This window comes from Nonomuraea sp. NPDC048881 (assembly GCF_040649795.1).
Lineage (GTDB): Bacteria > Actinomycetota > Actinomycetes > Streptosporangiales > Streptosporangiaceae > Nonomuraea.
This window is the reverse complement of sequence record NZ_JBEZGC010000002.1, coordinates 1,065,871-1,084,603: the sequence shown is the minus strand read 5'-3', so window position 1 is coordinate 1,084,603 and position 18,733 is coordinate 1,065,871. Positions and strand designations below refer to the sequence as shown.

The following is an 18,733-nucleotide window of genomic DNA, read 5'->3' as shown; positions in this document are numbered from 1 at the left end:
GCCACCTTTCGGCGACTCGGGTGGGAGGGAGACCTCCGCTTGCGCGTCCAGCAAGGCATGCCGGACCGATCAGAGAGCTACATTACCACAACCACGCACGCGCCTCGAATCATCCCGCCGGCGCGGGTAATCGCCGGGAAGATCACTGCGGACGGGCCGCGGCCCGCCGGGCGATCTCGGCCTCGCCCGCCGCGCGCATGGCCTCGACCGGCACGTCCGGGCGGCCGGTCATCAGCTCCACCTGGCGCGCCGCCTGGTGCAGCAGCATCGCGAAGCCGCCGACCACCGTGCCGCCCGCGTCGCGGACGGCCGTGGCCGCCCTGGTGGGCCAGGGGGCGTAGACCACGTCGAACAGCGCCGGCACGCGGGCCAGCCGTCCGGCGAAGGCGTCGGCGGCCCCCGCGGGCAGCGTGGAGACCACCAGGTCCACCCCGGTGTACGCATCGAGCTTGTCGAACGTCTCCACCGCCAGCGCCACGCCCAGTCGTTCGGCCACCTCGGCGGTCTCCCCCGCCCTGGCCGGGTCGCGGACCAGCAGCGTGGCCGCGAACAGCCCCAGGTTGCGCAGGGCCGCCAGCGCGGAGGCGGCCGTGGCGCCGCCGCCCAGCACGGTCGCCGATCGCGGCGCGGGCACCCCCGCCTCGGCCAGCGCCTGCTCGATGCCGTGGACGTCGGTGTTGTGCCCGTGGCGCAGGCCGTCGGCGAAGACCACGGTGTTGGCCCCGCCCACCTCGACGGCCAGGTCGGAGACGGTGTCGAGGAGCGGCAGCACGGCGCGCTTGAGCGGCATCGTCAGCGACAGCCCCGCCCAGACGCGCTCGCCGGCCCCCTGCACTGCGCCCTGCTCACCGTCGCGCTGCCCGCGCACGGGGGTCAGCCCGGCGAGCAGGCCGGGCAGCCGCGCCTCGTCGCACTCGATCGCCTCGTAGCTCCACCCGTCGAGCCCCATCGCCGCGTAGGCGGCCCTGTGCAGGTGGGGCGAGAGCGAATGCCCGATCGGCGAGCCCATGACCGCAGCCCGCATCGACACTCCTTCCGGAAACACGGTCCCTACTCCTACCACGCCGCGGGGCCGCCGGTCGTCGGACGGCTCCCGCGGCGGAGGTCAGCCGCCGTTCCGCTTGTACTCGGCCAGCAGCGCCTGGCGTTCGGCCTCGGTGGTGGCGAACTTGGTGACGCGGCTGTTGGGGTCGGTGGCGACGAAGTAGAGCCAGTCGCCCTTGGCCGGGTTGAGCGCCGCCTCGATGGCGTGCTGGCCCGGGTTCGAGATAGGGCCCGGCGGCAGGCCGAGGTACATGTACGTGTTGTACCGGCTCTTGGTCTTCGTCTCGGCGATGGTGGCGGCGGTGCGGTACTTGTTGAGTGCGTACATGACCGTGCTGTCCATCTCCAGCTTCATCTCCGGGTCGCGGTCGAGCCGGTTGTAGATGACGCGGGCGATCTTGGGCATGTCCTCGAACCGGCCGGCCTCGGCCTGGATGATGCTGGCGATGACCACGATGTCCTGGGGCTTGCGGCCCAGGGCCTTGGCGCCGCCTTCGAGGTCGACCTCGTCGGCCGTCTGGTTGAACCGCTTGACCATCGCGCCCAGGATCTGGGCCGGGGTGGCGTTGGGCGGGAACTCGTAGGTGGCCGGGAAGGCGTAGCCCTCCAGCTTGCCCTTGGCGTACGACGGCAGGTCGAGGTCGGCGGTGTCCTTGGCCGCGGCCGCGAAGCCCTTGGCCGGCTTGCCCGTCGCCTTGGCCAGCGTGGTCAGCGTGTCGGACAGCCGCAGGCCCTCCTTGACGCCCACCTTGGCCAGCAGCTTGTTCTCGGGGCTCAGCATCGCCACCGCGTCGGCCGCCGCCATCTTCTTGCGCATCTTGTACTGGCCGGGCTGCAGCGACCCGCTCTTGCCGGCGTTGCCGATGGCGGTGCTGAACGCCCTGGCGCTGGCCACGACGCCGAGGCGCACCAGCTCCTCGGCGACCTCCGACGCGCTCTGGCCGTCCTTGATCTCGACGATCACCTCGCCGGTGCCCTGGCCGGTGTAGTCGTCGGGCACGAGGGCGTCGCTGACCCACAGGTAGCCGTAGTAGCCGCCGCCGCCGATGATGCCCGCCAGCACGACGAAGGCGAGCAACGGCGCGATGAAGCCGCCGCGGTTACGACGTCTGCGCCGCCGGCGGTTGCCGCCGCGCTTGCCGGAGCCGCGGGCACGGCGCCGGGACCGGCCCTCGTCGTCCTCGGTGCCGAGCAGGGAGTTCAGGTCGAGATCGCTCATAGCTGCGCTGGCCAATCTCCCGGTACGGCCCGTTCGGCGTCAAGCGGTTGTGCCGAACCGGCGGAGCTCACCGGGCGAAACGGGGGGATCCGCCGGGCATGCTCCCACGACCAGCGGAGATCACTCTGGGTAGCCATGCTAGGGGATGGGAAGAGGGCGCATGACCCGGTATGGGGCTTTTGCGCGGGCACAGGGGGGGTCCCGCCGAACATCAGTCCGTCCCGAGGTTCTTGTTCAACTCTTCCCGGTATCTCACGAACTCGCTCTCTTTGTTGGTGAATTTGGTGATTCTATGCGCCGGATCCGTCGTCACAAACCAGTGCCAATCACCCGCAGCCGGGTTCAGGGCCGCCAGCAGCGCCTTCTCCCCCGGATTGGCGATGGGCCCGGGCGGCAGCCCGCGGCGGTGGTAGGTGTTGTAGGGCGAGTTCACCTTGGTGTCGCTCTCGGTGACCTTCAGTGACCGGCGGTTCTGCGCGTACAGGACCGTGGTGTCCAGCTCCAGCGGGGTGTTGCTCTTGAGTCTGTTGTAGATCACTCTGGCGATCTTGGGGTAATCGGCATCGGTGCCGCCCTCCGCCTGCACCAGGCTGGCGACCGTGAGCGCCTCCAGCGGGGTCAGGCCGAGCCGCCGGGCCCCCTCCGCCAGGTGGATCTGCCGGGCGGCCACGCCCCACCGCTCCACCATGGAGGCCAGGACGTCCACCGCCTTGTCGCCGGGCTCGACGTCGTACGTGGCGGGGAACAGGAAACCCTCGATCCCGGGCGCGTACGAGGGCAGCCCGAGCAGGCTCTTGTCCACGCTCTGCAGCTCCTTCAGCGGCAGCGCGGCCAGCTGGGCGACGCGCCGCAGCACCTCGCCCGCGCGCAGCCCCTCCGGCACCGCCACCCGCCTGACGAGCCGGGAGGCGGGCGCGAGCAACAGGTCGAGCGCCGCGCCCGCGGCCATGCCCTTGCGCAGCCGGTAGTGGCCGGGACGCAGCCGGTTGGCCACGGCCCGCTCCTGGGCCGCGTTCACGAACGAACGCGAGCTCGCCACGACGCCGGCGTCGGCCAGCGCCGTGCCGATCTCCTCGGCGTTCGCCCCGGGCGGGATGCGGACGGTGACCGTCCCGCTGCCGATGCCCTCGAAGTCCTCGGGGCTCAGGTACGGCCTGACCACCGTGAGCACGCCCGCGCCCGCCGCCACCAGGGCGGCGACCAGCGCGGCGGAGACCAGCCCCGCCTTGCCCAGGGCCCGGCCACGGCGCGACGACCGACTGCTCCCGGCAGCCTCCTCAGCCGCCGGGCGCGAGCCGCTCCCCGCAGACGCCTCACCTGCCAGGTGAGGCATGCTCCCGGCAGCCTCCTCGCCCACCGGGTGCGGGCCGCTGCCGGCAGCCCCCTCACCCAGCGGGTGTGGCATGCTCCTGGCAGAGTCTCCACCCGCCGGCCGCGAGCCGCTCCCGGCAGGGTTCTCGCCCGCGGGCCGCGGGCTGTTTCCAGGGTGCTCCTCGGTCGCCGGGGGCGTCTCCTGCTGGGAGTCCGCCCGCAGGAACGGGATCACCTCGCCGCCGTCGTCGTCGGGGGTGGTGTTCACGCGGCCACCTCGCCGGTCGGACGCCCGCCGGGCGACATCGGGGCCTGCGCACAGACCATGCCCTCGTGACGGGCCTCGTGGTGCCGCCCGGTCATGAGGCAGGTCCGTCGGCCGCCGCGGGGGGCGGTTCGACGGGCCTGCCTGGTGGTCTGTCGGTGGCGCGTTCGGAGTCGAGGGCGTCCTGGAGCAGCACGACGGCGGCCGCCTGGTCGACGACCCCGCGCTGCTTCTTGGCGCGTACGCCGCTGGCCCGCAGCCCGTGCTGGGCCGCGACCGTGGTGAGCCGCTCGTCGAACAGCCGCACGGGCGTGGGCGCCAGCCGGCCGGCCAGCTCGGCGGCGAACGCGCGGGCCAGCCCGGCCGCCTGCCCCTCACGCCCGGACAGCGACGTGGGCAACCCCACGATCACCTCGATCGCCTCGTGCTCGGCGACGATCTCGGCGAGGCGGTCGAGGTCGCCCTTGCCCCGGCGTACGGTCTCGACCGGCGTGGCCAGCGTCCCGCTGGGATCGCTGCGCGCCACGCCGATGCGGACGGAACCGACGTCGACGCCGATCCGCGAACCGAACCTCATGTCATCCGATCTGCTCGCCGATGGCCTGTTCGACCAGGCCGAGCGCGTCGCCGATCGCCTCGGGCCGCGTACCGCCGCCCTGCGCGACATCGTCCTTGCCGCCACCGCCACCCCCAAGAGCCTTGGCGGCGACGCCGACCAGCCTTCCGGCCTTGAGCCCCCGCTCGCGCCCCGCCTCGTTGACCGCGGCGACCACCACGGGCCGGTCGGAGGGGGCGCCGGCGATCACCACGACCGCCGGCCGGTCGGCCGGGAATCTGCCACGCACATCAAGCGCGAGCTTACGCAGGTCGTCGGCGCCGGTGCCATCAGGCGCGCGGTGTGTCACCACGGAGACTCCGTGCAGGTCACGGGCCTGGGACGCCAGCTCGCCGGCCACCTGGAGCACCTGCGCCGAGCGGAGCTTCTCCAGCTCCTTCTCGGCGGTGCGCAGGCGGGTGACGATGCCCTCGATGCGCTCGGGCAGCTCCTCGCGGCGCGCCTTGAGCTGCTCGGACAGCTGGGCCACCAGCACGCTCTCGCGGGCCAGGAAGCGGAAGGCGTCGATGCCGACCAGCGCCTCGACCCGGCGCACGCCCGCGCCGACCGACTGCTCGCCCAGCACCTTGACCAGGCCGAGCTGCCCGGAGCTGTGGACGTGCGTGCCGCCGCACAGCTCGCGCGAGTAGTCGCCGATCTCGACCACGCGGACCTCGTCGCCGTACTTCTCGCCGAACATCGCCAGCGCGCCCATCGCCCTGGCCTCGGCCTGGGAGGTGTAGAACGCGTTGACCTTGAGGTCGTTGATCAGCACCGCGTTGACCTCGTCCTCGACGTCGCGCAGCACGCTGGCCGGGACGGCGCCCGCCGCGGTGAAGTCGAAGCGGAAGCGGCCCGGGGAGTTCTCCGAGCCCGCCTGCGCGGCCGTCTCGCCCAGCGCGTTCTTGAAGCCGCGGTGGACCAGGTGGGTGGCGCTGTGGCTGCGCGAGATGGCCCGGCGGCGCTCGACGTCGATCTCGGCCTGCGCCTCGTCGCCCGCCTTCAGCTCACCGCTGCGGACCTTGCCGCGGTGGACGATCAGGCCCTTGAGCGGCGACTGCACGTCGAGGATCTCGACCTCGGCGCCCGCCGTGCGGATGACGCCCTGGTCGGCGAGCTGGCCGCCGCCCTCGGCGTAGAACGGGGTGCGGCCGAGCACGATCTCGACGGTCGTGCCCGCGCCGGCCGCCGGCACGCTGACGCCGTCGACCAGGATGCCGACGACGGTGGTCTCGGCCTCGGTCTCGTCGTAGCCCAGGAAGTCGATCTTGCCGGCCTTCTCCAGCAGGTGGCCGAAGACCGAGATGTCGGCGTTGCCGGTCTTCTTGGCCGCCGCGTCGGCCTTGGCCCGCTGCCGCTGCTCCTTCATCAGGCGGCGGAAGCCCTCTTCGTCGACCTTCAGGCCCTGCTCGGCCGCCATCTCCAGGGTGAGGTCGATGGGGAAGCCGTAGGTGTCGTGGAGCTGGAAGGCCTGGTCGCCCGAGAGCGTCGAGCCGGACTTGCGCTTGGTCTCCTCGACGGCCACGTCGAAGATCGCGGTGCCGGTGCGGAGGGTGCCGAGGAAGGACGTCTCCTCGGCGTCGATGACCGCGTGGATCTGCGGCGCGTCGACCTTGAGCTCGGGGTACTGCTCGCCCATCACGTTGATCGCGACGTCGGTCAGCTCGTGCATGTAGCGCTCGTCGCCGGAGCCGAGCAGGCGCAGGTTGCGCACCGAGCGGCGCAGGATGCGGCGCAGCACGTAGCCGCGGCCCTCGTTGCCGGGCATGACGCCGTCGGCGACCAGCATGGTGCCGGTGCGCACATGGTCGGCGATCACGCGCAGGCTCACGTCGGCGCGGTGGTCGCGGCCGTAGCGGGTCTTGGTGAGCTCGGCCGCCTTGTCGAGGATCTTGTAGGTGGTGTCGATCTCGTAGAGGTTGTCGACGCCCTGCAGGATCGTCGCCATGCGCTCCAGGCCCATGCCGGTGTCGATGTTCTTGGCCGGCAACTCGCCGGAGATGTCGAAGTCGACCTTGGTGCGGACCTGGCTGAGCTGGTACTGCATGAAGACGAGGTTCCAGACCTCGAGGTAGCGGTCCTCGTCGGCGACGGGGCCGCCCTCCTTGCCGTACTCGGGGCCGCGGTCGTAGTAGATCTCCGAGCAGGGGCCGCCGGGGCCGGGCACGCCCATGTGCCAGTAGTTGTCCTCCAGGCCGCGGCGCTGGATGCGGCTCTCGGGCACGCCGACCTTGTTGCGCCAGATGTCGTAGGCCTCGTCGTCCTCAAGGTAGACGGTGGCCCACAGCCGCTCCTCGGGGAAGCCGAAGCCGCCGTCGGACTCGGACCTGGTGAGCAGCTCCCACGCGAACGGGATCACTTCGGACTTGAAGTAGTCGCCGAAGGAGAAGTTGCCGAGCATCTGGAAGAAGGTGGCGTGCCGGGTGGTCTTGCCGACCTCTTCGATGTCGGGGGTGCGCACACACTTCTGCGCGGTGGCCAGCCGTGACGCCGGAGGCTTGCGCTGCCCCAGGAAGTACGGCTTGAACGGCACCATACCGGCAGGAACCAGGAGTAGCGTGGGGTCCTCAGCGATCAGGCTGGCCGAGGGCACGACCTTGTGCCCACGCTCCTCGAAGAAGCGCAGGAAGCGGCGGGCTATCTCTGCCGACTCCATTGTGGCCATCCTTTGCTGGTAGTCAGTTGTCGATTTCAGCGTTGTCGAGCCCGAAGCGCGCCCGCAACTGGGTTTCGCGCTCGGCGGCCTCGCCTAGCGCGTCAGAGGTAAAGTCTCTCACCCGCGCGAGCATCCCCGCCGCGCCGTCGGCGGTGCGCCGCACGACGTGGGTCGGGTGCAGCGCCTGCAGCCTGCGCATCACCCAGAAGGCGAGGAACGCGCCGAGCGAGAGGTAGAACAGCCGTCTGATCACCGGGACCGCCTCACCCGGGCGGGCCTGCGGGCCTCGATGGCGCGCCGCACGCCGTAGCCGAGCGACGACACCTTGATCAACGGGCCGGTGAAGATGGTCTGCGTCACCGCGCTGAGCTTGGCGGCGTGCGCGCTGACCTGCTTGACGTCCTGGGCGATGGCCTCGACGGCGACGAGTTGCCTGTTGGTCTCGTTGACCGTGACGCTCACGTCGTCGAGCAGCGGCACCAGGCGGTTGTTCAGGTCGGAGACCGCCTTGGTGGTCTCGGTGAGCAGCCTGGCGAGCTTGACGAGCACCATGGCGAGAACGCAGACCAGGACAATCCAGCCCGTGGCCGCGATCAGCCCGGCGACCTCTCCAGCGGTAAGCATCCGCTCATCTCCCTCGTACGCTGGGCCGGAACGGCATGAACCCTATCGCGTCCCGGCGACAAGGTTAGTGAGGAAAACGGGCCGGATCCGGCGGCGAGGCCACCTGTGGACACTTCCGTGACCGATCACATGCCGCTCCGACCAGGCGTTCCGCCACCCGGCCCGCCTCCTGTCACGCCTCCTGTCACGCCTCGGGGACGCGGGCGAAGGCGCGTACGTGAACCCGCCCGACGCCCTCCAGGAGCGGCGGCGCGGCCGTGAACAGAGCGCCGGTGGGCGGCAGCCGGTCGAGCCCGGCCAGCCGCTCCACGACCGGCACGCCCGCCGCCAGCAGCACGTCCAGAGCCGCCGACCCCCCGACGCCGTCGAGACCGTCGAGACCGTCGAGACCGTCGAGACCGTCGGCGTCGGTGCCGACCAGGGACGCGCCGCGCCCGGCCAGCCATGAGGCGGCCTCCGGGGTGAGCCGCCCCCCGCCGGGCGCGCCGGTGTGCAGCAGCACCGCCCTGCCGCGCACGTCGAAGGCGGCCAGCGCGCCCACGCCGATCTCCCGCGCCTCGGCGCCCGCCACGCGCACCACCACGGCGGGCAGTTCGGCGGTGCGGGCCAGAGGCAGTCCGGTCAGGTCGCCGCCGGGCGCCACCAGGTACGTGCCGCCGTCGGCGGGCGGGCGGGCCAGCTCGACCAGCGCTCCCCCGGCCGCCGGCGCGGCCTGCGCGGCGCGGTCGGAGGGCCCTCCCCTGGTGCCCTTGTGCGGCTCGGCGAAGATCTCGACGTTGTCCAGCTCGACGCCGTCGGTCATCAGCAGGCCGAGCGAGGCCACGAACAGCGCGGCGATCTCGTCCTCGGCGGCGTCGGGGCCGGGCAGGTCGACGCGGAAGCCGTGGACGGCGAGGTCGCCGCCGTTGCCGAAGGTGATGCGGGCGTCGAAGCTCGCGCGGTGGTCGGTCATGATGGCGCTCAATCTAGCGCGGCGGGCAGGGCTCAGGAGCCGCGCAGGAAGTCGCGGATCCGGGCCCAGCGGTCGGCCACCGGGGCCTCGGCGCCGTGCCTGGTGGGCTCGTAGTAGCGGCGGTCGCGCACCTGCTCGGGCGCGTAGTCCTGGCGCACCAGGCCGTGGTCGAAGTCGTGGGGGTACTTGTAGCCGCCGCCGTGGCCGAGCTTGGCCGCGCCGGGGTAGTGGGCGTCGCGCAGGTGGCCGGGGACCTGGCCGATCAGCCCCTTGCGGACGTCGCCGACCGCCGCGCCGATGGCTTTCACGACCGCGTTGGACTTGGGCGCCATGGCGCAGTGGATGACGGCGTGCGCCAGGTTGATCTGCCCCTCGGGCAGCCCGATGAGCTGCACGGCCTGGGCCACGGCCACCGCCGTCTGCAGGCAGGTGGGGTCGGCCATGCCGACGTCCTCGGAGGCGAAGATGACGATGCGGCGGGCGATGAAGCGCGGGTCCTCGCCGGCCTCGATCATGCGGGCCAGGTAGTGGAGGGCCGCGTCGGCGTCGGAGCCGCGCATCGACTTGATGAACGCGCTGATGACGTCGTAGTGCTGGTCGCCCTGGCGGTCGTAGCGCACGGCCGCCTTGTCGGCGGCCTTCTCCACCACCTCGACGGTGATGTCGTCGGCCAGCAGGGCGGCGGCCTCCAGGTAGGTCAGCGACCTGCGCGCGTCGCCGCCGGCCAGGCGCACCAGGTGGTCGAGGGCCTCGGGCGCGAGCCGGGCCCGCCCGCCCAGGCCGCGCGGCTCGGCCACCGCGCGCTCCAGGACCGCGCGCACGTCGTCGTCGGACAGCGACTCCAGCGTGAGCAGCAGCGAGCGGGACAACAGCGGCGAGATGACCGAGAAGTACGGGTTCTCGGTGGTGGCGCCGATGAAGGTGACCCAGCGGTTCTCCACCGCCGGCAGCAGCGCGTCCTGCTGGGCCTTGTTGAAGCGGTGGACCTCGTCGACGAACAGCACGGTCTGCCGGCCGCTCATGCCCAGCTCGCGGCGGGCGTTGTCGATGGCGGCGCGGACGTCCTTGACGCCGGCCGAGACGGCTGAGATCTCGACGAAGCGGCGCTCGGTGACGTTGGAGACGACGTAGGCCAGGGTCGTCTTGCCGGTGCCGGGCGGGCCCCACAGGAACAGCGACATGGGGGCCTCGCTCTCGACCAGCCGCCGCAGCGGGGTGCCGGAGCCCAGCAGATGCCGCTGGCCGATCACCTCGTCGAGGGTGCGCGGGCGCATCCGCACCGCGAGGGGTTGCGGGGTGGCCTCCTCAGCCGCCGAATCGAACAGGCTATCCACAACGCGAGATTACACGCCGGTCAGACCCGCCGCGGCCCACACGGCCCTGGCCCCGGAGTCGCCCGCCCGGAAGCAGAAGTAGCCCGCCACGGCGGCCAGGACGACCGTCAGCGCCGACAGCGCCAGCGTGACGGGCCTGCCGAACCGGTCGCGGGTGAGCGAGCCGCGCGCGGGGGTGGTGGCGTACACCAGGGCCAGGCAGGCGGCGGCGAGCCCGGCCGCCGACAGCAGCAGCGGGGTCGCGAAGCCCTCGTGGACGGCGACCCGCGCGCCGAGCGGGCCCTCCACGCCGGTGAAGCGGGCCCGCTTGAGGCTCTCCCCGCTCTCCTTGGCCGCCAGGACCGCCACGGGGGCGGCCACGGCCAGCAGCACCACCGCCCACGCCGTCACGGCCCGCACGCGAGGCGCCAGCGCGTACGCCCCGCCCACGAGGGCGAGCAGCGGCGTCAGCACCACGGCGAGGTGCACGATCAGGGGATGGGCCGGCAGGCCGAGGATCTGGTCGAACACGGTCACTCCTTGGAGGGCTCGCCTGGACTACGTATCTGCCTGCGAAATGGTTCTCTCCTCACTTGCCCCACTCTGCGGCTTCCGCCACTTACGCCCGGCACATATCGGAGGCCGGTAGCATTCGCGGAGTTGTTTGGTCATGTGTCGGCAAAGATGAAGGAGACAACCGGTGAGCGGCGACGACCGCCAGAGCGAGCTGGCCCGGGAGCACAAGGAGCGGCAGGCGAGGCGCGCGGCCGAGCAGACCGCCAAAGCCAGGCGGAACACCTTCATCGGCGCGGGCGTGGCCGTCGTCGTGGTGGCGGGCGGCATCTTCGCCGCGACCACCCTGATGGGCGACGACCAGAAGACGGCCGCGGCGGCGAGCACGCCCTCGCCCTCCGCCAGCACCAGCATCCCCGCGCCGACGTCGCTGCCCAGCACCACGCCGCCGAAGCAGGCGGGCAAGGTGTCGTGCACCTACAAGCGGGACGAGTCCGCGCCCAACAAGTTCGTCGGCCTGCCGGGCAAGCGGCCCAACCTCAAGCTCAAGACGATGACCGTGAGCACCAACCACGGCGACATCGTGATCGACGTCGACGCGAACGCGACCCCGTGCTCGGTCAACTCGATGGCGTTCCTGGCCAGGAAGGGCTTCTACAACAACACCAAGTGCCACCGGCTGGTGACGCCGGAGACGGCCGGCCTGTTCCTGCTGCAGTGCGGCGACCCGCAGGCCAAGGCCGACGGCAGGAACCCGACCGACGGGCAGGGCACGGCCGGCTACGTGTACGCCGACGAGGCCGTCGGCATGCCCTACACCAAGGGCGTGGTGTTCCTGACCCAGCCCGACGGCGCGTCGGGGCAGAACAGCAGCCAGTTCGCCATCTCGCTGTCGGACGAGAACGGCCAGCTGGAGCCGCAGTACTCGGTGCTCGGCATGGTCCGCTCGGGCCTGGAGATCATCGAGAAGGTCGCCAAGGACGGCGTCATCGTCAACGGCGACGACATCGTGGGCGACGGCGGCTCGACCGCGCCGAAGAACCCGATCATCATCAAGCGCGTCACCGTGCGGTAGCACGCGCAACACGACGGCGGGCGCCCCCCTGCGAAAGGGGGGCGCCCGCCGTCGTCGTGTCAGGCCTCGGACTTGGGCTGGGCGTCGACGCCCGCCTCCTTGCGCTGGTCGGCCGTGATCGGCGTCGGCGCGCCGGTCAGCGGGTCGAAGCCGGAGGCGGTCTTCGGGAACGCGATCACGTCGCGGATCGAGTCGCCGCCGGACAGCAGCATGCAGATCCGGTCCCAGCCGTAGGCGATGCCGCCGTGCGGGGGCGGGCCGTACTTGAACGCCTCAAGCAGGAAGCCGAACTTGCTCTCGGCCTCCTCCTTGGAGATGCCGAGCACGTCGAAGACCCGCTGCTGCATCTCGGCCCGGTGGATACGGATCGAGCCGCCGCCGATCTCCATGCCGTTGCAGACCATGTCGTAGGCGTAGGCCAGGGCCTCGCCCGGGTGGTCCTGGAAGTTGTCGGCCCATTCCGGCTTGGGGCCGGTGAACGGGTGGTGCACGGCCGTCCAGCCGCCCTCGCCGTCCTCCTCGAACATGGGGGCGTCGACCACCCACAGGAACGACCACTGCGACTCGTCGATCAGGCCGCAGCGGCGGCCGATCTCCAGGCGGGCCGCGCCCAGCAGGTCGCGGGAGGCCGAGCGGGCGCCGGCGGCGAAGAAGATCGCGTCACCGGGGGCGGCGCCGACCTTGGCGGCCAGGCCGGACAGCTCCTGCTCCGACAGGTTCTTGGCGACCGGGCCGCCGAGCGTGCCGTCCTCCTGGACCAGCACGTAGGCCAGGCCCTTGGCGCCGCGGCTGCGGGCCCACTCCTGCCAGCCGTCGAGCTCCTTGCGGGTCTGCGAGGCGCCGCCCGGCATGACCACCGCGCCGACGTAGTCGGCCTGGAAGACGCGGAAGGAGGTGGCCGAGAAGTAGTCGGTCATCTCGACGAGCTCCTGGCCGAAGCGCAAGTCGGGCTTGTCGGAGCCGTAGCGGGCCATGGCGTCGGCGTAGGTCATGCGCGGCAGCGGCATGGGGATCTCGTAGCCGAGGATCTCCCGCCACAGGCGGCCGACCAGCTTCTCGCCGACCTCGATGACGTCCTCCTGGTCGACGAAGGACATCTCGACGTCGATCTGGGTGAACTCGGGCTGGCGGTCGGCCCGCAGGTCTTCGTCGCGGTAGCACTTGGCGAGCTGGTAGTAGCGCTCCAGGCCGGCGACCTGGAGGAGCTGCTTGAACAGCTGGGGCGACTGCGGCAGGGCGTACCAGTTGCCGGGCTGCAGGCGGACCGGCACCAGGAAGTCGCGCGCGCCCTCGGGGGTCGAGCGGGTCAGCGTCGGGGTCTCGACGTAGACGAAGCCGAGCTCGTGCATCACCTCGTTGGCCAGGTAGGTGGCCTTGGAGCGGGTGCGCATGGCGGCGGCGACCTGCTGGCGGCGGATGTCGAGGTAGCGGTACTTGAGCCGGGCCTCCTCCGACACGCCGACGTTGCCCTCGATGGGGAACGGCAGCGGCGCGGACTCGCTCAGCACCTCGACCCGCTCGGCCACGACCTCGATCGCGCCGGTGGGCAGCTCGGGGTTCTCGTTGCCCTCCGGGCGCACCCTGACCTGGCCGACCACCTGCACGCAGTACTCGGCGCGCAGGTCGTGGGCGTGGTCCTCCTCGCGGAAGACCACCTGCGCCGAGCCGGAGGCGTCGCGCAGGTCGATGAAGACAACGCCGCCGTGGTCACGGCGGCGGGCCACCCATCCTGCGAGCGTCACCTGCTGCCCGGCGTGCTCCTCACGGAGCGACCCGGCCGTATGCGTGCGGATCACTGCACTTTCCCTTTCAAAACGTCGGCGACCTGGGCCAGCGGCACCTGGGTCTGTTCTGCGGTGGTCAGGTCCTTCAGTTGCACGGCCTCGGCCGCGAGGTCTCGCTCGCCCAGGATCAGCGCGAAGCGGGCGCCGGATCTGTCGGCGCCCTTCATCGCTCCCTTGAGCCCCTTGCCGCCGAAGGCCATGTCGGCGCTGACGCCCGCCTCGCGCAGCTCGGAGACGAGCAGGAACATGCGGCGGCGCGCGTCGTCGCCCAGCGGGACACCGTACACCTGGACGCGGCCCGGCGCGGCCTCGCCGAGCAGACCCTCGGACTCCATGGCCAGGTACGTGCGGTCGGCGCCGAGCGCCCAGCCGACACTGGGCAGCGGCGGGCCGCCCAGCATCTCGCTGAGCCCGTCGTAACGGCCGCCGCCGCCGACGGCCGACTGGGAGCCGAGCCCGCCGTGCACGAACTCGAACGTGGTGCGCGTGTAGTAGTCGAGCCCGCGCACCAGCCGGGGGTCGTCCTCGAAGGCCACGCCCGAGGCGGTCAGCAGCGAGCGGACCTCCTCGTGGTAGGCCTTGCAGGCCGCGCACAGGTGGTCGACGACCAGCGGCGCGCCGGTGAGCTGGGCCTGCACCTCGGGCCGCTTGTCGTCGAGCACCCGCAGCGGGTTGATGTCGATGCGGGCCCTGGTCTCCTCGTCGAGGTCGAGCCCGCGCAGGAAGTCCTGGAGCGCGGCCCGGTAGGCGGGGCGGCAGTTGCGGTCGCCGAGCGAGTTGAGCAGCAGCCTGACCTGGCGCAGGCCGAGCGAGGCGAAGCCGCGCGCGCCGAGCAGGATCAGCTCGGCGTCGAGCGCCGGGTCCTCCGAGCCGAGGGCCTCGGCCCCGACCTGCCAGAAGTGGCGGTAGCGGCCCTTCTGGGCACGCTCGTAGCGGAACTGGCTGCCGGAGTACCACAGCTTGACCGGGAGCTGGCCGTTGTGCAGGTTGTGCTGGAGCACGGCGCGCACGACCGAGGCGGTGCCCTCGGGGCGCAGGGTCAGCGACCTGCCCGCCTTGTCGGGGAAGGTGTACATCTCCTTCGACACCACGTCGGTGGACTCGCCCACGCCGCGCTTGAACAGCTCGGTGTCCTCGAAGACCGGGGTCTCGACGTAGCCGTAGCCCGCCTGCCGCAGCGGCGCGGCCAGTGCCTCGCGCACGGCCAGGATGGCCTCGGAGCTGGGCGGCAGCCAGTCGAAGGTGCCTTTGGGTGCTTGGAAGCTCATTAGATCCCTCGTGTGGGACCGGCCTGCGGCGCCGCTTCCTTCAGGTAAGGGTTGGTGGCGCGCTCGCGGCCGATCGTGGTCTGTGGTCCGTGGCCCGGCAGGACGACCGTATCGTCAGGCAGCGGCAGGCACTTGGTGGCCAGGCTGCTCAGGATGGTCGCGTAGTCGCCGCCGGGAAGATCGGTGCGGCCGATGGAGCCGGCGAACAGCAGGTCGCCCGAGAACATGATCTCGTCGCCGGGCAGCCGGAAGCTCACCGACCCCTTGGTATGGCCCGGGGTGTGGTCGACCACGAGATCGAGGCCCGCCAGGCTGAGCGCGGCACCGTCGGACAGCTCGCGCACGTCGTCGGGCTCGCTCAGCCTGATGTCGCCGAACAGCGAGACGCCGCCGCCCCAGCCGGCCGAGGGGTCGCTCAGCAGGTGGCGGTCGTCGGGGTGGATCCACGCGGGGACGTCGCGCGCGCCGCAGACGGGGGCGACCGACCACACGTGGTCGAGGTGGCCGTGCGTGAGCAGCACCGCGACCGGCTTGAGCCGGTGCTCGCGCAGCAGCTCGTCGACGCCTTCGGCCGCGTCCTGGCCCGGATCGACGATCACGCACTCCTCGCCGGCCGCGGGCGCGACGACGTAACAATTGGTCTGGAGGGCCCCTGCGGGGAAGCCTGCGATGAGCATCTGCCTCAGGTGATCTCGTCGAAAAGCCAATGGGAATGTAACCGAAGGGTACCGGTGCGGGTCGCCGGGCTGCGAATCATTACCCATTGGCCGATACGATTCGCCCACCTCAGTTGATTGACTATGGGAGGCAAAGCGGTGGCCACGGGCAAGGACCGGCAGAAGCAGCTGGCACGTGAGCACTACGAGCGGCAGATGCAGCGCCGCATCGAGCGCGAGCAGAAGGCCAAGCGCACCGCGATCATCGGCTCCACGGTCGGCGTGGTGGTCGTGGTGGGCGGCATCGTGGCCGCGGTCGCGCTGCTCGGCGGCGGCGACTCGACGACCGAGGCGTCCGCCTCGCCCTCGGCCTCGGCCCCGCAGGACACCGCGTCGGCCGCGGCCAGCACGGGGCCGAAGCCGTACAACGCGGCGACCGGCACCTGCGACTACGTCAAGGAGGCCGCCAGCGGCCAGGTCAAGGACGTCGGCATGCCGCCGGCCAAGGTCAAGACCGAGCCGGCCAAGAAGACGATGACGCTCGCCACGAACCTGGGCGACATCGTGGTCGAGCTCGACAACGCCAAGGCGCCGTGCACGACCAACTCGCTGGCCTTCCTGGCGAGCAAGAAGTTCTACGACGGCAGCAAGTGCCACCGGCTCGGCAGCGACAAGTTCCCCATGCTGCAGTGCGGCGACCCGACGGCCAAGGCCGACGGCAAGAGCCAGGACGGCGCGGGCGGCCCCGGCTACGTGATGGCCGAGGAGAACCTCCAGGGGGCCACGTACAAGCGCGGCACGGTGGCGATGGCGAAGACCTCGGCGCCGGGCAGCACGGGGAGCCAGTTCTTCCTCGTTTACGGCGATCTCGGACTCACCCCGGATTACACGCCGGTGGGTACGATCACCAAGGGGCTCGACATCCTGGACAAGGTGAACAAAGCGGGCGTCATCGCTGACATGGGAGATGGGACCGGAGCACCGAAGCAAACCCTCGAAATCAAAGACGTGACAATCGCCGGCAAGAGCTGACGTAATACAAACTAGGGACGAAGTAGTCCCGAAGGGTCTGATGGATAGTGCGGGAGGACACGGTGAGCACCGACCCGTGGGGCCGGGTAGACGACGACGGCACCGTCTACGTGCGTACGGCTGAGGGAGAGCGGGCCGTCGGCTCCTGGCAGGCCGGTGAACCCGAAGAGGCACTGGCCTACTTCCATCGCAAGTACGACGAGCTGTCCGGCCAGGTGCAGCTCCTCGAACAGCGGGTCAAGGGCACCGACCTGGCGCCCGCGCAGGCCGAGGCGAGCATCGCCAAGCTGCGCGAGGCCGTCGCCGACGCCCACGCCGTGGGCGACCTGGCGGCGCTGACGGCCCGCCTCGACGGGCTGACCGAGCTGGTCGGCCATCGCCGCGAGGAGGTCAAGGCCGCCCGCGACCAGGCGCGCGCCGAGGCCAGGGCGGTCAAGGAGCGCATCGTCGCCGAGGCCGAGCGCATCGCCGACGAGACCACCCACTGGAAGTCGGGCGGCGAACGGCTGCGCCAGCTCGTGGAGGAGTGGAAGGCCGCCGACCGGATCGACCGGGTCACCGAGGCCGCGCTGTGGAAGCGGCTGTCGGCCGCCCGCACCGCCTTCGCCAAGCGCCGCAAGCAGTACTTCGCGGGCCTGGACGAGCAGCGTGAGGGCGTCCGCTCGGCCAAGGAGCGCATCGTCGCCGAGGCCGAGGCCCTGGCCGGCTCCACCGACTGGGGCACGACCGCGGCGATCTACCGCGAGCTGATGCAGCAGTGGAAGACCGCCGGGCGCGCCTCGCGCGAGGCCGAGGACGAGCTGTGGGGCCGCTTCAAGGCCGCCCAGGACCAGTTCTTCCAGGCCCGTTCGGCGGTATTCGCCGAGCGCGACGCCTCGCTGGCGGCCAACGCCGAGGTCAAGGAGGAGCTGCTGGCCGAGGCCGAGAAGATCCTCCCGGTCACCGACGCGCGCACGGCCAGGGCGGCGCTGCGGCACGTCCTGGAGCGCTGGGAGGCCGCCGGACCGGTGCCGCGCGAGCAGCGCGACCGGCTCGAAGGCGGGCTGCGCAAGGTCGACGAGGCCGTGCGCAAGGCCGAGGACGCCGAGTGGAAGCGGTCCAACCCCGAGGCCAGGGCCCGCGCCCAGAGCACGGTCGACCAGCTGCGCGCCTCCATCGAGCAGCTGGAGAAGCGGCTGTCCAAGGCGCAGGCCGCCGGCCGGGCCAAGGACGTCAAGGAGGCCGAGGAGGCGCTGGTCGCCCGCCGTTCGTGGCTGGAGGAGGCCGAGCGCACGCTGACCGAGTTCAGCTGAACCGATCTTCGGAAGGCGGCCGGGGTCCTACGCTGACGGCATGGACCCCGTCAGCGTCGCGCGCGCCCTCGTCGACGAGCTGTTCCCCGGCGCCCTGTACGCCTTCGTCGGCGGCAGCGTGCTCACCGAGCGCCGCACCAGCACCTCCGACCTCGACGTCGTGGTGGTGCTCGACGGGCTGGCCGTGCCCTACCGCGAGTCCCTGCGCTGGCACGGCTGGCCCGTCGAGCTGTACGTCCACAGCGAGACCAGCCTCGACGCCTACGTCGACCGCGACCTGGCCGAGCGCAAGCCGGGCGTGGCCCGCATGTGCGCCGACGGCGCGGTGCTGGTCGACCGCACCGGCGGCCGGGCCAGCGACCTTCAGGCGGCGCTCGGCGACCGGCTGGCCGCCGGTCCCGGCGGCCTGGCCGCCGCCCGCGCCGACCAGGCCCGGTACGCCCTGTCCGACCTGCTCGACGACCTGGCCGGCGCGACCGACCCCGGCGAGCAGCTGTTCATCCGCTGGCAGGTGGTCCAGGAGACCGCCAGGCTGGCCCTCGACGTGGGCGGCAGGTGGCGGGGCAACGGCAAGTGGCTGCTGCGCGAGCTGCGCGGGCACGACCCGGCGCTGGCCGACGAGCTGCTGGCGGCCCATGCCGACCCGGAGCTGCTGACCTCTGTGGCCTCAGGCGTCCTGGAACGGGCCGGAGGGCGCCTGTGGGAGGGCTACCGGGCCGAGGGCGACCCCTTCCACCTCCCGCTGCGTCACATCGCCTCAGACGCGCTGTCGGGCGACACGGCGCAGAGCGCCGGGATGCGCAGGCTGGCCGCCGTCAGCGGGGCCACGGCCGGCTCCTCGGCCCTGTGGATGGGCCAGACGCACGTCGCGCCCGCCACCCGCTCCTCCGACCACCACCACGGCGCCTCCGAGACCGCCATCTACGTCGTCAGCGGCACGCCGCGCTTCGTCTTCCTCCAGGACGGCCGCGAGCGGCGCATCGAGGCGGCCCCCGGCGACTACGTCTACGTGCCGCCCTACACCCCGCACCGCGAGGAGAACCCCGACCCCGAGCGGGAGGCCGTCGTGGTGATCGCGCGCAGCACGCAGGAGGCCATCGTGGTCAACCTGCCGGACCTGAAGGGCTGACCCGC

General features: G+C 71.9%; 17 protein-coding genes. 4 read left to right on the top strand and 13 right to left on the bottom strand.

Annotation, left to right across the window (positions count from 1 at the left end; translation table 11 throughout):
- Positions 1-142: 142 nt before the first annotated feature.
- The 10 genes from AB0C33_RS10630 to AB0C33_RS10585 form a co-directional block, all read right to left on the bottom strand.
- Positions 143-1,024 (bottom strand): shikimate dehydrogenase, encoded by an 882-nt coding sequence (locus AB0C33_RS10630; protein ID WP_358285790.1) that lies wholly within the window; start codon positions 1,022-1,024, stop codon positions 143-145.
- A gap of 81 nt (positions 1,025-1,105) precedes the next feature.
- Positions 1,106-2,263: an endolytic transglycosylase MltG gene (gene mltG, locus AB0C33_RS10625; RefSeq protein ID WP_358285788.1), complete on the bottom strand. Its 1,158-nt coding sequence runs from the start codon at positions 2,261-2,263 to the stop codon at positions 1,106-1,108.
- A gap of 211 nt (positions 2,264-2,474) precedes the next feature.
- Positions 2,475-3,842 (bottom strand): endolytic transglycosylase MltG, encoded by a 1,368-nt coding sequence (gene mltG, locus AB0C33_RS10620; protein WP_358285786.1) that lies wholly within the window; start codon positions 3,840-3,842, stop codon positions 2,475-2,477.
- 91 nt (positions 3,843-3,933) lie between these two features.
- A complete protein-coding gene (gene ruvX / locus AB0C33_RS10615) occupies positions 3,934-4,416 on the bottom strand; it encodes a Holliday junction resolvase RuvX (RefSeq protein WP_352327834.1) in 483 nt (160 codons plus the stop codon).
- Position 4,417: 1 nt separating this feature from the next.
- Positions 4,418-7,090, bottom strand: coding sequence for an alanine--tRNA ligase (gene alaS, locus AB0C33_RS10610; RefSeq protein WP_358285784.1), 2,673 nt, complete (start codon positions 7,088-7,090; stop codon positions 4,418-4,420).
- A 22-nt stretch (positions 7,091-7,112) separates the two neighbouring features.
- Complete coding sequence (locus tag AB0C33_RS10605; protein WP_352327836.1) at positions 7,113-7,343, bottom strand: hypothetical protein; 231 nt, start codon at positions 7,341-7,343, stop codon at positions 7,113-7,115.
- Entirely contained in the window at positions 7,340-7,714 is a 375-nt protein-coding gene (locus AB0C33_RS10600) for a DUF948 domain-containing protein (protein ID WP_352327837.1), read from the bottom strand. Before AB0C33_RS10600 ends, AB0C33_RS10605 begins: the two co-directional genes overlap by 4 nt.
- A gap of 184 nt (positions 7,715-7,898) precedes the next feature.
- Positions 7,899-8,666 carry a hypothetical protein gene (locus tag AB0C33_RS10595; protein ID WP_358285781.1) on the bottom strand — a complete coding sequence of 256 codons (768 nt, stop codon included), beginning with the start codon at positions 8,664-8,666 and terminating at the stop codon, positions 7,899-7,901.
- A gap of 32 nt (positions 8,667-8,698) precedes the next feature.
- Positions 8,699-10,000 (bottom strand): replication-associated recombination protein A, encoded by a 1,302-nt coding sequence (locus tag AB0C33_RS10590; RefSeq protein ID WP_358285779.1) that lies wholly within the window; start codon positions 9,998-10,000, stop codon positions 8,699-8,701.
- A gap of 9 nt (positions 10,001-10,009) precedes the next feature.
- Complete coding sequence (locus AB0C33_RS10585) at positions 10,010-10,510, bottom strand: hypothetical protein (protein WP_358285777.1); 501 nt, start codon at positions 10,508-10,510, stop codon at positions 10,010-10,012.
- 169 nt (positions 10,511-10,679) lie between these two features.
- Between AB0C33_RS10585 and AB0C33_RS10580 the strand changes: the two genes are divergently transcribed.
- Complete coding sequence (locus tag AB0C33_RS10580; RefSeq protein WP_358285774.1) at positions 10,680-11,567, top strand: peptidylprolyl isomerase; 888 nt, start codon at positions 10,680-10,682, stop codon at positions 11,565-11,567.
- Positions 11,568-11,626: 59 nt separating this feature from the next.
- Here the strand turns inward: AB0C33_RS10580 and aspS are convergent, their stop codons facing one another.
- Genes aspS through AB0C33_RS10565 form a run of 3 tightly spaced genes read right to left on the bottom strand, consistent with a single transcriptional unit; the run spans position 11,627 to position 15,296 of the window.
- Positions 11,627-13,363, bottom strand: coding sequence for an aspartate--tRNA ligase (aspS, locus tag AB0C33_RS10575; RefSeq protein WP_358285771.1), 1,737 nt, complete (start codon positions 13,361-13,363; stop codon positions 11,627-11,629).
- The gene (hisS, locus tag AB0C33_RS10570; RefSeq protein WP_358285769.1) at positions 13,360-14,619 is read right to left on the bottom strand and encodes a histidine--tRNA ligase; all 1,260 of its coding nucleotides are present in this window, start codon (positions 14,617-14,619) and stop codon (positions 13,360-13,362) included. The genes aspS and hisS overlap by 4 nt, the downstream gene beginning before the upstream one ends.
- Positions 14,619-15,296, bottom strand: a complete 678-nt coding sequence (locus tag AB0C33_RS10565; protein WP_358285767.1) for an MBL fold metallo-hydrolase — start codon at positions 15,294-15,296, stop codon at positions 14,619-14,621. Before AB0C33_RS10565 ends, hisS begins: the two co-directional genes overlap by 1 nt.
- Before the next feature lie 123 nt (positions 15,297-15,419).
- On the opposite strand from AB0C33_RS10565, the gene AB0C33_RS10560 reads away from it, so the two are divergent.
- The 3 genes from AB0C33_RS10560 (at position 15,420) to AB0C33_RS10550 (ending at position 18,728) form a co-directional block, all read left to right on the top strand.
- On the top strand, positions 15,420-16,307 hold the full coding sequence (locus AB0C33_RS10560; protein WP_358285765.1) for a peptidylprolyl isomerase: 888 nt from the start codon (positions 15,420-15,422) through the stop codon (positions 16,305-16,307).
- Between the two features lie 62 nt (positions 16,308-16,369).
- The gene (locus tag AB0C33_RS10555) at positions 16,370-17,599 is read left to right on the top strand and encodes a DUF349 domain-containing protein (RefSeq protein ID WP_352361439.1); all 1,230 of its coding nucleotides are present in this window, start codon (positions 16,370-16,372) and stop codon (positions 17,597-17,599) included.
- Between the two features lie 40 nt (positions 17,600-17,639).
- Positions 17,640-18,728, top strand: a complete 1,089-nt coding sequence (locus AB0C33_RS10550) for a cupin domain-containing protein (RefSeq protein WP_358285762.1) — start codon at positions 17,640-17,642, stop codon at positions 18,726-18,728.
- Positions 18,729-18,733: the final 5 nt, after the last annotated feature.